Origin of the sequence: Glutamicibacter sp. Je.9.36 (genome assembly GCF_051129975.1) — a bacterium.
Lineage (GTDB): Bacteria > Actinomycetota > Actinomycetes > Actinomycetales > Micrococcaceae > Glutamicibacter.
This window is the reverse complement of sequence record NZ_JBCPSN010000002.1, coordinates 346,405-359,548: the sequence shown is the minus strand read 5'-3', so window position 1 is coordinate 359,548 and position 13,144 is coordinate 346,405. Positions and strand designations below refer to the sequence as shown.

General features: G+C 64.0%; 14 protein-coding genes. All 14 read left to right on the top strand.

Features of this window, described 5'->3' with window-relative positions; translation table 11 throughout:
* Window positions 1-21 precede the first annotated feature (21 nt).
* Window positions 22-1,428, top strand: a complete 1,407-nt coding sequence (locus AAZQ98_RS06015; protein WP_400289235.1) for a replication-associated recombination protein A — start codon at window positions 22-24, stop codon at window positions 1,426-1,428.
* A gap of 184 nt (window positions 1,429-1,612) precedes the next feature.
* On the top strand, window positions 1,613-2,239 hold the full coding sequence (rpsD, locus tag AAZQ98_RS06010) for a 30S ribosomal protein S4 (protein ID WP_105658291.1): 627 nt from the start codon (window positions 1,613-1,615) through the stop codon (window positions 2,237-2,239).
* A 125-nt stretch (window positions 2,240-2,364) separates the two neighbouring features.
* Window positions 2,365-2,736 carry a DUF948 domain-containing protein gene (locus tag AAZQ98_RS06005; RefSeq protein ID WP_105658292.1) on the top strand — a complete coding sequence of 124 codons (372 nt, stop codon included), beginning with the start codon at window positions 2,365-2,367 and terminating at the stop codon, window positions 2,734-2,736.
* 80 nt (window positions 2,737-2,816) lie between these two features.
* The gene (locus tag AAZQ98_RS06000; protein ID WP_105658293.1) at window positions 2,817-3,026 is read left to right on the top strand and encodes a hypothetical protein; all 210 of its coding nucleotides are present in this window, start codon (window positions 2,817-2,819) and stop codon (window positions 3,024-3,026) included.
* 19 nt (window positions 3,027-3,045) lie between these two features.
* On the top strand, window positions 3,046-5,736 hold the full coding sequence (gene alaS / locus AAZQ98_RS05995; protein WP_434690544.1) for an alanine--tRNA ligase: 2,691 nt from the start codon (window positions 3,046-3,048) through the stop codon (window positions 5,734-5,736).
* The gene (gene ruvX, locus AAZQ98_RS05990; RefSeq protein ID WP_219844133.1) at window positions 5,729-6,202 is read left to right on the top strand and encodes a Holliday junction resolvase RuvX; all 474 of its coding nucleotides are present in this window, start codon (window positions 5,729-5,731) and stop codon (window positions 6,200-6,202) included. Before alaS ends, ruvX begins: the two co-directional genes overlap by 8 nt.
* Window positions 6,203-6,247: 45 nt before the next feature.
* On the top strand, window positions 6,248-7,699 hold the full coding sequence (gene mltG / locus AAZQ98_RS05985; RefSeq protein ID WP_400342398.1) for an endolytic transglycosylase MltG: 1,452 nt from the start codon (window positions 6,248-6,250) through the stop codon (window positions 7,697-7,699).
* A gap of 73 nt (window positions 7,700-7,772) precedes the next feature.
* On the top strand, window positions 7,773-8,612 hold the full coding sequence (locus AAZQ98_RS05980) for a shikimate dehydrogenase family protein (RefSeq protein ID WP_434690539.1): 840 nt from the start codon (window positions 7,773-7,775) through the stop codon (window positions 8,610-8,612).
* A 29-nt stretch (window positions 8,613-8,641) separates the two neighbouring features.
* The gene (aroC, locus tag AAZQ98_RS05975) at window positions 8,642-9,841 is read left to right on the top strand and encodes a chorismate synthase (protein WP_332486132.1); all 1,200 of its coding nucleotides are present in this window, start codon (window positions 8,642-8,644) and stop codon (window positions 9,839-9,841) included.
* A 13-nt stretch (window positions 9,842-9,854) separates the two neighbouring features.
* A complete protein-coding gene (locus AAZQ98_RS05970; protein ID WP_105661294.1) occupies window positions 9,855-10,343 on the top strand; it encodes a shikimate kinase in 489 nt (162 codons plus the stop codon).
* Between the two features lie 79 nt (window positions 10,344-10,422).
* Window positions 10,423-11,514: a 3-dehydroquinate synthase gene (gene aroB / locus AAZQ98_RS05965; RefSeq protein ID WP_105661293.1), complete on the top strand. Its 1,092-nt coding sequence runs from the start codon at window positions 10,423-10,425 to the stop codon at window positions 11,512-11,514.
* A 4-nt stretch (window positions 11,515-11,518) separates the two neighbouring features.
* Window positions 11,519-12,049, top strand: coding sequence for a tetratricopeptide repeat protein (locus tag AAZQ98_RS05960; protein ID WP_400342396.1), 531 nt, complete (start codon window positions 11,519-11,521; stop codon window positions 12,047-12,049).
* 110 nt (window positions 12,050-12,159) lie between these two features.
* A complete protein-coding gene (gene efp, locus AAZQ98_RS05955) occupies window positions 12,160-12,720 on the top strand; it encodes an elongation factor P (protein ID WP_013349066.1) in 561 nt (186 codons plus the stop codon).
* The gene (gene nusB, locus AAZQ98_RS05950; RefSeq protein ID WP_105658302.1) at window positions 12,720-13,130 is read left to right on the top strand and encodes a transcription antitermination factor NusB; all 411 of its coding nucleotides are present in this window, start codon (window positions 12,720-12,722) and stop codon (window positions 13,128-13,130) included. Before efp ends, nusB begins: the two co-directional genes overlap by 1 nt.
* The last annotated feature ends 14 nt before the right edge of the window (window positions 13,131-13,144 follow it).

Sequence of the window (13,144 nt, the reverse complement as noted above, 5' to 3'; positions counted from 1 at the left end):
GAATATCGGTAGGCTTAGGGGGTGAGCGATTTGTTCGATTCCCTGTCCGATGAGCCACGCGATGCGCGTGAGCCCCAAGTCAACCGGCCCCGTCCGCCACTGGCGGTGCGCATGCGCCCGAAGACCTTGGATGAGCTCGTCGGCCAACAACACCTGCTAGGCCCGGGTTCACCCTTGCGGCAGCTGGCCGAAAACCCTGAAACCGGGTTGGCTGGACCTGCCAGTGTGATCCTCTATGGCCCTCCGGGAATTGGCAAAACCACCATCGCCCACGTGATCGCCCGCGCCACCGACCGCAAATTCGTGGAACTTTCGGCCATCACCGCCGGTGTCAAAGATGTCCGGCGAGTCATCGAACAGGCCAAGGATGACCGCGATCTGCGCGGGATTACCACCGTGCTCTTCCTCGATGAGATCCACCGCTTCAACAAGGCCCAGCAGGACGCACTGCTGCCCGGCGTGGAAAACCGTGTCGTCGTCCTGGTAGCTGCGACGACGGAAAATCCCTCCTTCTCGGTGATCTCGCCGCTGCTTTCGCGCTCTTTGCTGCTGACCTTGCGTCCGCTGACCGACGGCGACCTGTCCACCTTGCTCGAGCGCGCTGTGGCCGACGAGCGGGGTTTCGACGGCCAGGTGCTCCTCAAGGAGGAGCAGCGCGACGCCATTGTCCGCCTGGCCCAGGGTGATGCCCGACGCTCGCTGACCGTGCTGGAAGCAGCCGGCGCGGTGGCTTGGAACGCCGCGGGCGCCGGCATCGATCCACCGGTGCTGATTACGGACGACCATGTGCAGCTGGCCATGGACCAGGCGGTCCAGCGCTACGACAAGGATGGCGACCAGCACTACGACATCATCTCCGCGTTCATCAAGTCCGTCCGCGGTTCGGATGTGGACGCGGCCCTGCACTACCTGGCGCGAATGCTCTCTGCGGGGGAGGACCCCCGGTTCATTGCCCGCCGCCTGATGATCTCGGCCTCGGAGGATATCGGCATGGCCGATCCCACCGCACTTCCCGTTGCCGTAGCAGCCGCCCAATCGGTGCAGCTCACCGGCATGCCGGAAGCACGGATCATGCTCGGGCAGGCAACGGTTCATCTGGCTACGGCCCCGAAGTCCAACGCCTCGTACAATGCGATCAACGCCGCCCTAGCCGACGTATCCGAAGGCAAGGGATCGCTGGTTCCCGACCACCTGCGTGACGCGCACTATCCCGGCGCCAAGCAGCTGGGCCATGGCGTGGGCTACATCTACGCCCATGATGCTCCGCACTCCATCGCAACCCAGCAGTACCTGCCCGATGATCTGGTGGGCACCGACTACTACACGCCGACCAATAACGGTGCGGAAAAAACCATAGGGTCCCGCCTGTCCCGTTTGCGTGAAATCATCCGGGGCAAGGATCCGCAGCGCTCCAAGGGCAAGCGCTGATTGTGCGCTAGGCCTCAGAGAAAGCTGCTGCCGTTTCGTGTAAACTTGATCTTTGGCTGGCAAGCCTTGTCCCGCATTCGAGTCATCGAGCGTGGAGGCAGGGTTGAAGTGAAGCAGGGACGCGACGCCCACACACTCTCCCACCTGGAGGCCAGTAGATACCGTCGCTAATCGAAAGGGACACATTATGGCTAACGCCCGTGCCCGCCGCACCGTACGCCTTTCGCGTGCGCTCGGCCTTGCATTGACTCCAAAAGCTGAAAAGTACATGGAGCGCCGTCCATACGGTCCAGGCCAACACGGCCGCGCCCGTAAGAAGCAGGACAGCGACTACGCAGTACGTCTGCGCGAAAAGCAGCGTTTGCGTGCCCAGTACGGCATCCGCGAAGCTCAGATGCTGAGCGCCTTCAAGGAAGCTAAGCGCCTCGGCGGCGAAACCGGCGGTAACCTGCTGGCTCTGCTCGAGTCCCGTCTGGATGCCCTGGTTCTGCGTGCAGGCTTCGCCCGCACCATCCAGCAGGCACGCCAGATGGTTGTTCACCGCCACATCCTGGTCAACGGCCAGCGTGTAGACCGTCCGTCTTTCAAGGTACAGCCGGGTCAGCTGATCCACGTACACGAGAAGAGCGAGAAGATGGTTCCATTCCAGATGGCTGCAGCAGGTGAGCACTCGAAGGTGCTGCCAGCCGCTCCTGCTTACCTGGACGTAAAGCTGGAAGCCCTCCAGGCTACCTTCGTGCGCACCCCAGAGCGCACCGAAATCCCAGTGACCTGCGAAGAGAACCTCGTGGTCGAGTACTACGCACGCTAAATCCGTGCGCTAGTTCCAAGCCCGCAACCGGAAACGGTTGCGGGCTTGTCGCTTAACTACCTATCTGGGCTCTGACTTCGATAAGGTGGACTGGCACCAAAAACCCAAAGCAGAAGAGGAAGCACATGTCGGGTTCGGATATTGCAGGGCTCATCGCCGCCGGCGCGTTTGTTGTACTAGTTGTGCTGCTGGCAGTGCCGATCATGAAGTTGGGCAAGGTGTTCGACGAGCTGCGCAAATCGATCAAGGACCTGGCTGACGGAACCACTCCGCTGATCGGCGAAGTCGCCAACACCGTGGCGACCACCAACGACCAGCTCAAGAAGGTCGATGCCATCACCAGCAACGTTTCTGACACCACCGCCAATGTGTCCGCGCTGTCCTCGCTGGTAGCAGCCACCGTTGGCAAACCGCTGATCAAGGTTGCCGCGTTCACCGAAGGCGTGAAGGTCGCGATGAACACCAAGCCAAGCGGCAAGGCTCGCCGCAGCCGCTAAGCAAGCAACGCTGTTTGATCGAACACGTATCGGCGCGCTGAATAGGATACGGCCAACTGGTGGCCGCCAAGGAGACTAGAATGAAAAAGCTCTTGTGGGTTTCGATTGGAGTGGGCGTTGGCGTGCTCGCGTCCAAGAAATACGCTGAAGTTTCATCCGGGGCGGCGCTAAACCGCCAGGTCGGCAAGTACACCGACCGCGCCTCGGAATATTGGGAAGCCTTCCGCCAAGGAATGAGCTCCCGCGAAGAAGAATTACGTTCCGCCTTGGGCGTGGACGCCGCTAAGTGAAGGGATCATCCGTAACACGATGAAAACGCAGGAAATTGCCCGTCGTTGGGTCGACTTTTTCGTCTCGAAGGGCCATACGGCGGTACCTAGTGCCTCGCTGGTCTCGGCCGACCCTTCGCTGTTGTTCACGGTGGCCGGCATGGTCCCGTTCATCCCTTACCTCACCGCGCGCGAAGAGCCCCCGTACTCCCGTGCGACCTCCGTGCAGAAGTGCATCCGCACCGGCGATATCGAAGAAGTGGGCAAGACCGCGCGTCACGGCACCTTCTTCCAGATGTGCGGCAACTTCTCCTTCGGCGACTACTTCAAGAACGAAGCCATCCACTTCGCCTGGGAGCTGCTGACCAGCTCCGTCGAAGACGGAGGCTACGGCCTGGACAAGGAACGCCTGTGGGTCACCGTCTACGAAGACGGAGACGAGAAGGACCTTGAAGCCCGCCGCATCTGGGAAGAAGAGATCGGCATGCCTACCGAGCGCGTCGTAGGCACCGGCAAGGAAGACAACTACTGGAATACCGGCCAGCCCGGCCCCGGCGGTCCATGCTCCGAGATCTACTACGACCGCGGCCCCGCCTACGGTGTCGAGGGCGGCCCAGCGGTCGACGAGACCCGCTACGTGGAAATCTGGAACCTCGTGTTCATGCAGTACCGACTCTCCGCGGTACGTTCCAAGACCGACTTCGATGTGGCCGGCGAACTGCCCAAGCGCAACATCGATACCGGCCTGGGCCTGGAACGACTAGCCATGATCCTGCAGGGCGTCGAGAACATGTACGAGACCGACCAGGTCCGTCCGGTGCTCGACAAGGCCGCCGAGCTTGCCGGCGTCACCTACACCTCCACCGAGGATCCAGCCGACCCGAACCACGCCACCGACGTGCGCCTGCGCATGATCGCTGACCACATCCGCTCCTCGCTGATGCTGATCTCCGACCAGGTCACCCCGGGCAATGAAGGCCGCGGCTATGTGCTGCGCCGGCTGATCCGCCGTGCCGTGCGCGCAATGCGCCTGATGGGCGTGGACACCGAGGTGCTCCCCGAGCTGCTCCCGGTATCGCGCGACGCCATGAAGGGCGTCTACCCCGAGGTGGAGGCCGATTTCGAGCGCATTGCCCGCATCGCCTACGCCGAAGAACGCGCTTTCCGCCGCACCATCGCTTCGGGCACCACCCGCCTGGACGAGGCACTGGGCCACGCCAAGGAGGAAGGCAAGAACCTCTCGGGCGATGACGCCTTCACCCTGCACGACACCTTCGGCTTCCCGATCGACCTCACCTTGGAGATCGCCGCCGAAGCAGGCCTGTCCGTTGACGAGTCGCGTTTCCGCGAACTGATGAACGAGCAGCGCACCCGCGCCCAGAAGGACGCCAAGGCCAAGAAGGCCGGCCACGCCGACCTTTCGGTGTACACCCAGCTGGCCGAGGCCGGCAACGTGCACTTCACCGGCTATGACACCCTCGAAGGCGAATCCTCCATCCGCGGCATCATCCGCGATGGCCAGGTTGTGCCATTCGCCGAGCAGGGCCAGGAAATCGACCTGGTGCTGAACGAAACCCCGTTCTATGCCGAGTCCGGCGGCCAGGCAGGCGACAGCGGCCTGATCACCGGCGACGGCTTCGTGCTGGAAGTCACCGACGTGCAGGCCCCGATCAAGGGCCTGAACGTGCACAAGGTCATCGTGCGCGAAGGCGAATTGCCAGCCGAAGCACTGGTTCGCACCCAGGTCGACGCGGTGCGCCGCCGCTCCGGCGAGCAGGCGCACTCCGCCACCCACCTGGTGCACGCCGCGCTGCGCGAGCTGCTTGGCCCAACGGCCACCCAGGCCGGTTCCTTCAACAAGGCCGGCTACCTGCGCTTCGACTTCTCCTGGGCCGAGGCGCTCTCCGCCGCGGCACGCAGCGAAGTCGAGGAGGTAGTGAACCTGGCCATCGCCTCGAACTACCAGGTCGTCACCAATGAGATGGCACTGTCCGAGGCGAAGAAGCTGGGCGCCATGAGCCTGTTCGGGGAGAAGTACTCCAACGACGTGCGCGTGGTCGAGATGAACGGCGACTGGTCGCGCGAGCTGTGCGGCGGTACCCACGTGGACACCACCGCGCGCATCGGCCAGCTGACCTTGCTCTCGGAGGCTTCGGTCGGTTCGGGCAATCGCCGCGTCGAGGCCCTGGTCGGCATGGAAGCCTTCCGCCACGGAGCCGCCGAGCGCGCCCTGGTTTCCGAGCTCTCGGGCCTGTTCCGCGTTCCATCCAGCCAGGTGTGCGAGCGCGTCAACGACACCGTTGCCAAGCTGAAGGCCGCCGAGAAGCAGATCGCCGAGCTCAAGAGCCAGGCCATGCTGGCCCAGTCCGCAGCGCTGCTGCAGAAGGTCGCCACCATCGGCAGCACCCGACTGCTGGCCCACAACGCCGGGCAGATCGACTCGGCTGACGCCCTGCGCACCATGGCACTGGACCTGCGCGCCAAGCTGGGTTCCGAAGCCGCAGTCATCGTGCTGATCGGCGTGGCCAACGGCCGCCCGCTGGTGCTGGCTGTGACCAACGACGAGGCCCGCGCCAACGGCTTCAAGGCCGGCGCGCTGGTGCGCACCGCTACCGGCGTGCTCGGCGGCGGAGGCGGCGGCAAGGACGATATGGCACAGGGCGGTGGCCAGGACGCATCGAAGATCGATGACGCACTGGCTGCAATCCAGGCGGCACTGGCCAATGGCTAATGCCGCTCTCGGCGTCGACGTGGGCCTGGCCCGCGTCGGCGTCGCCGCATCTGATCCCTCCGGAATCCTCGCCACTCCGGTGATGACCCTGCGCCGGGATGCGAAGAAGAACTCGGATCTGCGGATGCTTCTGCGCATCATTGCCGATCGCGGCGTCACCGAGGTATTCATCGGGGAGCCGAAATCACTGGCTGGAAACGCGACCGAATCCACTAAAATGGCACGTGACTACGCGATTGCCTTGGCCCAGGAAGCTGCAAGCGCTAATATCGAGCTTGAGGTTTTCATGGTCGACGAACGCCTGAGCACCGTGAACGCGCATCGCTCGTTGCACGCCTCGGGCAAGAAGATGGAAGATCACCGCAAGGTGGTCGACCAGGTCGCGGCCACTGAGATCTTGCAGCAAGTGCTGGAAATGCGACGCAACAATGTGCGCGTACAAGCCAGCCGGATTGTGCTGCGCTAGCCCACAACCGCTAGGGCACCACAAAGACCCGAGAGATGAGAGTTGATGCGAGAAGAAGCCCGCCATGAACGGCAACGCGAAACGCATCGCGCGCTATACGAACGCTTTGCCGCCGGCACTGGCTTGCCGATCGAACAACCCTCAGAACCGGAACTGACCGGCACCGGGCATTACCGCCCATCGCTGGCGGCGGCCGAGGACAGCTGGCAGGAGCCCGCAGACCACGAAGCCCCGGACGGGGAAGGAACCGACACCAGGTTCCTCCCCGCCCAGGCAGCCGCCGCCTCCGATGCGCCAGCATTTGCCGGGCACGAGGATGCCGCCCAGGAGCACTACCCGCACGAGGCCGACGCCGCGCAGCAGGCCGCGGTGCTCAGCAGCGATCCCCACGATGACCAAACTGCCCAGGCCGCCGCCGGCAAGGCCCAGCGGCGCAAGCGCTCCAAGCGCAAGCGCAACCTGGTCATGCTGGCCACCGTGCTGATCTTCGCACTGGTGGTCGCCGGTTCGGTCTACTTCGTCAAGTCCGTGCTCAAGCAGTTCAACCCGGACGACTATCCAGGCCCAGGCGGCGCCGCGGTGGAATTCACAGTGGAAGATGGCTGGGGCTTGAAGATCATTTCGCGCAAGCTTGAGGAGCTCGATGTCGTCTCCAGCGACGGCCTGTTCACCGACGCCGTCGCGGACTCCGAAGCGCAGAGCAAGCTGATCCACCCCGGCACCTACCTGCTCAAGAAGCAGATGCCAGCGGCCGACGCGGCAGATATCCTCGTGAACCAGCGTCCGGACAAGGTCTTCTACATCGGGCTGAAGGCCAATATGCGCCTGGACGCGGCGATCAAGGAGATTGCCAAGGGCTCGGGACTGGCGGAAAAGGACCTGCAGGCGCTGGCCAAGAAGCCGCAGCAATTCGGCCTGCCTGCCTCGGTGCCGAGCCTCGAAGGCTGGCTGCACCCGGGGGAGTACCGCTTCCCGCTGAACGCCGACGCCGAAGAAGTCCTGGGCGAACTGGTCAAGGCCACCAAGGCTTCCCTGGAGCAGGCCGGCATCACCGACCTCGAAGAGGGCTACCGCACCCTGAAGGTCGCCTCGATCCTGCAGGCCGAGGCACGCACCCCGGACTACGCCACGGTCGCCGGCGCGATCGAGAACCGCCTGGACCCGGGCAACCGCGAAACCCACGGGCTGCTGCAGGTCGACTCCTCGGTGATCTACGGGCTGGACCGCTACTCGCTCCAGTTCAGCGCCCAGGAGAAGCAGGACGCGTCGAACAAGTACAACACTTATGTGCACACCGGCCTGCCGCCAACCCCCTTGGGCTCGCCGGCGAATTCCGCGATCGAGGCTGCTGCCCATCCGGAAAGCAACGGCTACTACTACTGGGTGACGGTCAACATCGAAACCGGTGAAACCAAGTTCGCCTCGACCTACGCTGAGCACCGGCAGAACCAGGCGGAATTCCGCGCCTGGTGCAACCAGAATCCAGGAGTCTGCTAGCGCGGATTCCCGTGCTTGCCAGTCGCGCTGCTGCCGCTGTGCGGGCAGCCACAAGCAGAAAGTCCATGAAGCCATGAAGCAGGCAGCCGTTCTCGGCCACCCCATCAGCCACTCCAAGTCGCCGGTGCTGCACCGCGCCGCCTACCAGCTGCTCGGCGTGCCGATCAGCTACAGCGCGATCGATCTGGAGCCGGGGGATGCTGCCGGGCACGCGGCCGCGCTGCGCGCAGGAAACTGGGCGGGCTGCTCGGTCACCATGCCGCTGAAGGATGCGTTCGTGCCGCAGATGGACGAGCTATCCGCCCGCGTGCAACGCCTTGGTGCGCTGAACACCGTGGTGGTCCGCGAAGACGGCACCCTCTACGGGGAAAACACCGACATCGACGGCCTGGTCCAGGCCCTGGCGGATTTCGGGCTCGCCCGCAGCGCGCAAGCGATGGTCCTGGGTTCGGGCAACACCGCGCTGGCCGCCATCGAGGCCGCCGCAGAAGTCGGCGCCCGGCAGCTGACGCTGGTGGTGCGCGCAGCCTCCCGTGCCACCCGCGCTGTCGAATTGGCCCGCGAGCTCGGGATGGAAACGTCCGTCCACGAGATTTCGGGCATCGGCCAGGAGCTGGCCGCCACGCTCAACGAGATTCCGCTGGTCTTCTCCACCCTGCCGCCGCACGCGGCCGATGACTGGGTGCCGGCGATCGGCGCAGGCACCGGAATCCTGCTGGATGTCGCCTACGATCCGTGGCCTTCGGCCTTGGCCCGGTCTTGGCAGGGAACCGTGATCAGCGGGCTGCACATGCTGGTGCACCAGGCGGTGGAACAAGTGCGGCTCTTCAGCGCCGGTGCATGGGAGGAATCGCGTCGCATGGACGTCACAAATGCGATGTATGACTCTTTGGGTCTGGCCCGACACCAGTAATCAGTTCGTGCCATGGCAAAATAGATGACATGTTGCGTTGGTTGACCGCGGGCGAATCGCATGGCCCGGCACTTGTTGGAATTCTCGAAGGACTACCCGCCGGAGTATCGGTGGATAGCGAAGCAGTGCGAGAGGCACTGGCGCGCCGACGCCTCGGCTATGGCCGCGGCGCGCGCATGAAGTTTGAAAAGGACCAGGTCACCTTCCTTGGCGGTGTCCGCCATGGCAAGACCCAGGGCGGCCCGGTAGCCATTGAAATCGGCAACACCGAATGGCCCAAGTGGGAACGCGTGATGAACGCGGATCCGGTGGACCTGGATGAACTGGCCTCGATGGCGCGCAATGCGCCACTGACCCGGCCGCGTCCGGGGCACGCCGATTTCACCGGCATGCAGAAGTACGGCTTCGAGGACGCCCGCCCGATCCTGGAGCGCGCCAGCGCCCGCGAGACCGCGGCCCGTGTCGCCTTGGGCACCGTGGCTTCCCGTTTCCTGAACGACTTGGGCATCCAGCTCGTTTCGCACACCACCGCCGTCGGCTCCGTGGCTGCCCCAGCCGATGCGCCGCTTCCCACGGCCACCGACGTTGCGGCGCTGGATAACGACCCGCTGCGCTGCTTCCACCAGGAAACCAGCGAGGCGATGGTCGCCGAAGTCGATGACGCGCACAAGGCAGGGGAGACCCTGGGCGGCGTCGTCGAGGTCCTGGCCTACAACCTGCCTCCGGGCATCGGCTCCTACGTGCACTGGGACCGTCGCCTGGACGCGCGCCTGGCCGCGGCCCTGATGGGCATCCAGGCAATCAAGGGCGTGGAGGTCGGCGACGGCTTCGCCACGGCCGCCCGCCGCGGCTCGGCCGCCCACGACGAGATCGTGCACGCCGAAGACGGCAGCATCAAGCGCAACTCGAACCGCGCCGGCGGCATCGAGGGCGGCATGAGCATCGGCGAGGTGCTGCGCGTGCGCGCCGGCATGAAGCCAATCGCCACCGTGCCCCGCGCCCTGCGCACCGTGGACACCGCCACCGGCGAGGACACCACCGCGCACCACCAGCGTTCGGATGTCTGTGCGGTGCCGGCAGCCGGCGTCGTGGCAGAAGCAATGGTCGCCCTGGTGCTCGCCCAGTCCCTGCTGGAGAAGTTCGGCGGCGACTCGGTGGCCGAAACCAAGCGCAATATCGAGTCCTACCTGGCGAACATCCCGGGCAACCTGGGTTCGACCGGCGTCTAGGAAGCGCGCTTCAATGATCTACCTCATTGGTCCGATGGCCAGTGGCAAGTCCACCGTGGGCAAGTCACTGGCCACGGCCCTTTCTACGAGCTTTGCGGATTCGGACGCGGCCATCGTCGCCCACCACGGAACCATCGCGCAGATCTTCGCCGAGCACGGCGAGGCGCATTTCCGCGACCTGGAAGTCCAGGCGCTGTGCCGGCTGCGCACCGGCGTGGTCGCCACCGGGGGAGGCGCAGTGCTGCGCGAAGAGAACCAGCAGCTGCTTTCGCGCGGGACGGTGATCTACCTGGAGCTGGGTGAACAGGCCGCAGCCGAGCGCATCAAGGGCGACGGGCACCGCCCGCTGCTGGCTGGTGACCAAGCCCTCAACAGCTGGATCTCCGTTTACGAAAAACGCCGCCCCATCTACGAAATGCTCGCTGACGTGCACGTTCTGGTGGATGGAAAGTCCGTTCCGCAAATTATCGACGAGCTTTTGCCGCAGCTGGAAGCGCTGTGATTAGCCTCACGAGATGCAACTTCTGGCCGAACGCACGCGTACGCTAGAAAAATCACCACCATCAGGAGGAACTAGACTGATGCCTATCGCACCGACCACTCTGAAGGTCACCGGAAGCACCCCAGGGGAGTCATACCCTGTCATGGTCGGCAACGGCCTGCTGGGCCACTTGCCCGAACTGCTTGGCCCCGCGGTCAAGAAGGTCCTGGTCATCCACCCGCGGGCCCTGCGCGCCACCGGCGACGTCGTGCGCGACGAGCTGGCGAAGTCCGGCCTGGAAGCATTGACCGCAGAGATTCCGGACGCCGAAGAGGGCAAGCACATCCAGGTCGCCTCCTTCTGCTGGGAAGTGCTGGGCAAGAACGATTTCACCCGTTCCGATGCCGTGATCTCCGTGGGCGGCGGCGCCGTCACCGACGTCGCAGGTTTTGTCGCAGCCACCTGGCTGCGCGGCGTGAAGGTCATCCATATCCCTACCTCGCTGCTGGCCATGGTCGACGCTGCCGTGGGCGGCAAGACCGGGATCAACACCGCCGAAGGCAAGAACCTGGTTGGCGCCTTCCACCCGCCAGCAGGCGTGCTCGCCGATCTGGACGCGCTGGCCACCTTGCCGAAAAACGAGCTGGTGACCGGCATGGCCGAGATCGTCAAGTGCGGATTCATCGCCGACGAGCGCATCCTGGAACTGATCGAAGAAGATCCGGCCGATGCCATCGACCCGGCCAGCGACCGCTTGCGCGAACTGGTCGAGCGCACCATCGCGGTGAAGGTCGACGTGGTATCCCGCGACCTGAAGGAAGCCGGCGACCGCGAATTCCTGAACTACGGCCACACCCTGGCCCACGCCATCGAGCTGTCCGAACGCTACCAGATGCGCCATGGTGCCGCCGTGTCCATCGGGCTGGCCTTCGCCGCCGAATTGGGCCGCTCGGTAGGGTACACCTCCGACGCGGTGGCCGATCGCCACGTCGCGATCCTCAAGTCCCTTGGCCTGCCGACCACCTACCGCAATGACCGCTGGGCTGCACTGCTCGATGGCATGAAGCGCGACAAGAAGGCCCGCGGCAGCCAGCTGCGCTTCGTCGTGCTGGAAGAAATCGGCAAGCCGCGCATCTACGAAGTCCCCGATAACTCGCTGCTCTTCGCCGCCTACCAGGAAATCGGGGAGTAACTACATGGTCGACTACACCGCATACGCCATTGACGTCGCATCGGTAAACCGCGAAGGTGTCGGCACCGCCGTAGAGGGCGTGCTGATCGACCCCCAAACGCTGAAGCCCTACATCGCCGACGAGGCCGCGGCCGACCAGCAGCTGCTGGTCGGTTCCCCTACCGACCAGGTCATGGTGCTGCTGGCGCGTGGCGAGCTGGTGAAAGCCGGCGAGCTGATCGCTGAATCGCGTTTCGTGGATCCAACCAACGCCCACCTGCGTGTGCTGGACACCGAGCTGACCCGCATGCAGGGCGACTTCGATCGCGCGATCAACCGACTGCGCAAGCTGGCCGAGGAATTCGCCGGCACCGCATACGAGCCGCTGATCCACCACCACGCTGGCCTGTCCTTCTTCGCGAAGGGCGATTTCAAGGCGGCGGCAACCCGTTTCCGCAAGGCCCTGGATCTGCGCATCGCGCTGGACGACGACGCGTACCTGGTCAACGCCGCAAGCACCTGCATGCGAATTGCCGAGGAGCGCGCCGCGCAGTAATGCGCGCCACCGTGTGAAACCCTTTGTACCGCATGGTGCGTAGGGTAAACTTGGAGATGGATTTTTGATAATGCCGGCGCTAGCTGGCGAAAATAGAGGATTGAGGAACCGTGGCGGATACAACTGACATCAAGAATGGACAGGTCATCAAGATCGATGGCCAGCTTTGGACCATCATTGACTTCCAGCACGTCAAGCCAGGCAAGGGCGGCGCATTCGTTCGCACCAAGATGCGCAACGTCATGTCCGGGAAGGTCTTGGACAAGACCTACAACGCTGGCACCAAGATCGAGCTGGCCACCGTTGACCGCCGCGACTACCAGTACCTCTACCAGGATGGCGAAGACTACGTCTTCATGAACCTGGAAGATTACGACCAGATCACCGTGTCCGGCACCACCGTTGGCGATGCAGCAGGCTTCCTGCTGGAGAACCAGGAACTGACCATCGCCATGTACGATGGCAGCCCGCTGTACCTGGAACTGCCAGCTTCGGTCATCCTGGAAATCACCTACACCGAGCCAGGCCTGCAGGGCGACCGCTCGTCGGCTGGCACCAAGCCGGCAACCCTGGAAACCGGCAAGGAAATCCAGGTTCCGCTGTTCGTTGAGCAGAACACCAAGGTCAAGGTCGACACCCGCACCGGCGACTACCTGGGTCGTGTCAACTAGTGAGAGCCCGCGCCAAAGCCCGTCGCCGAGCTCTTGAGTTCCTGTTCGAAGCCGAAGCCCGCGATGTCAATCCGCTGGCCGTAGCCATCGCACGACGGGAAAACTCGGATATCGTACTCAACGAGTACTCGCTGACGATCATCGAAGGCGTTACCGCACACCTGGACCGCATTGACGAAGTTCTCGAGAGCTACGTCAAGGACTGGACCATCGAGCGCATGCCAGCGGTTGACCGCAGCGCACTGCGCATCGGCGTGTGGGAGCTGCTTTACAATGATGACGTTCCCGATGCAGTAGCCGTGGCTGAAGCCGTGGTGAACGTCCGGGAATTGTCCACCGATGAATCGCCGGAGTTCGTCAATGGCGTTTTGGGTCGCATCCAGAGCGTCAAGGACACCCTGGTCGACTAATTCGATCCTCATCA

Bases quoted from the DNA above. Each gene is read 5' to 3' on its own strand.
- AAZQ98_RS06005 (WP_105658292.1), top strand. From the start codon at position 2,365: ATGTCGGGTTCGGATATTGCAGGGCTCATCGCCGCCGGCGCGTTTGTT.
- AAZQ98_RS06000 (WP_105658293.1), top strand. From the start codon at position 2,817: ATGAAAAAGCTCTTGTGGGTTTCGATTGGAGTGGGCGTTGGCGTGCTC.
- alaS (WP_434690544.1), top strand. From the start codon at position 3,046: ATGAAAACGCAGGAAATTGCCCGTCGTTGGGTCGACTTTTTCGTCTCG.
- ruvX (WP_219844133.1), top strand. From the start codon at position 5,729: ATGGCTAATGCCGCTCTCGGCGTCGACGTGGGCCTGGCCCGCGTCGGC.
- mltG (WP_400342398.1), top strand. From the start codon at position 6,248: ATGCGAGAAGAAGCCCGCCATGAACGGCAACGCGAAACGCATCGCGCG.
- AAZQ98_RS05980 (WP_434690539.1), top strand. From the start codon at position 7,773: ATGAAGCAGGCAGCCGTTCTCGGCCACCCCATCAGCCACTCCAAGTCG.
- aroC (WP_332486132.1), top strand. From the start codon at position 8,642: ATGTTGCGTTGGTTGACCGCGGGCGAATCGCATGGCCCGGCACTTGTT.
- AAZQ98_RS05970 (WP_105661294.1), top strand. From the start codon at position 9,855: ATGATCTACCTCATTGGTCCGATGGCCAGTGGCAAGTCCACCGTGGGC.
- aroB (WP_105661293.1), top strand. From the start codon at position 10,423: ATGCCTATCGCACCGACCACTCTGAAGGTCACCGGAAGCACCCCAGGG.
- AAZQ98_RS05960 (WP_400342396.1), top strand. From the start codon at position 11,519: ATGGTCGACTACACCGCATACGCCATTGACGTCGCATCGGTAAACCGC.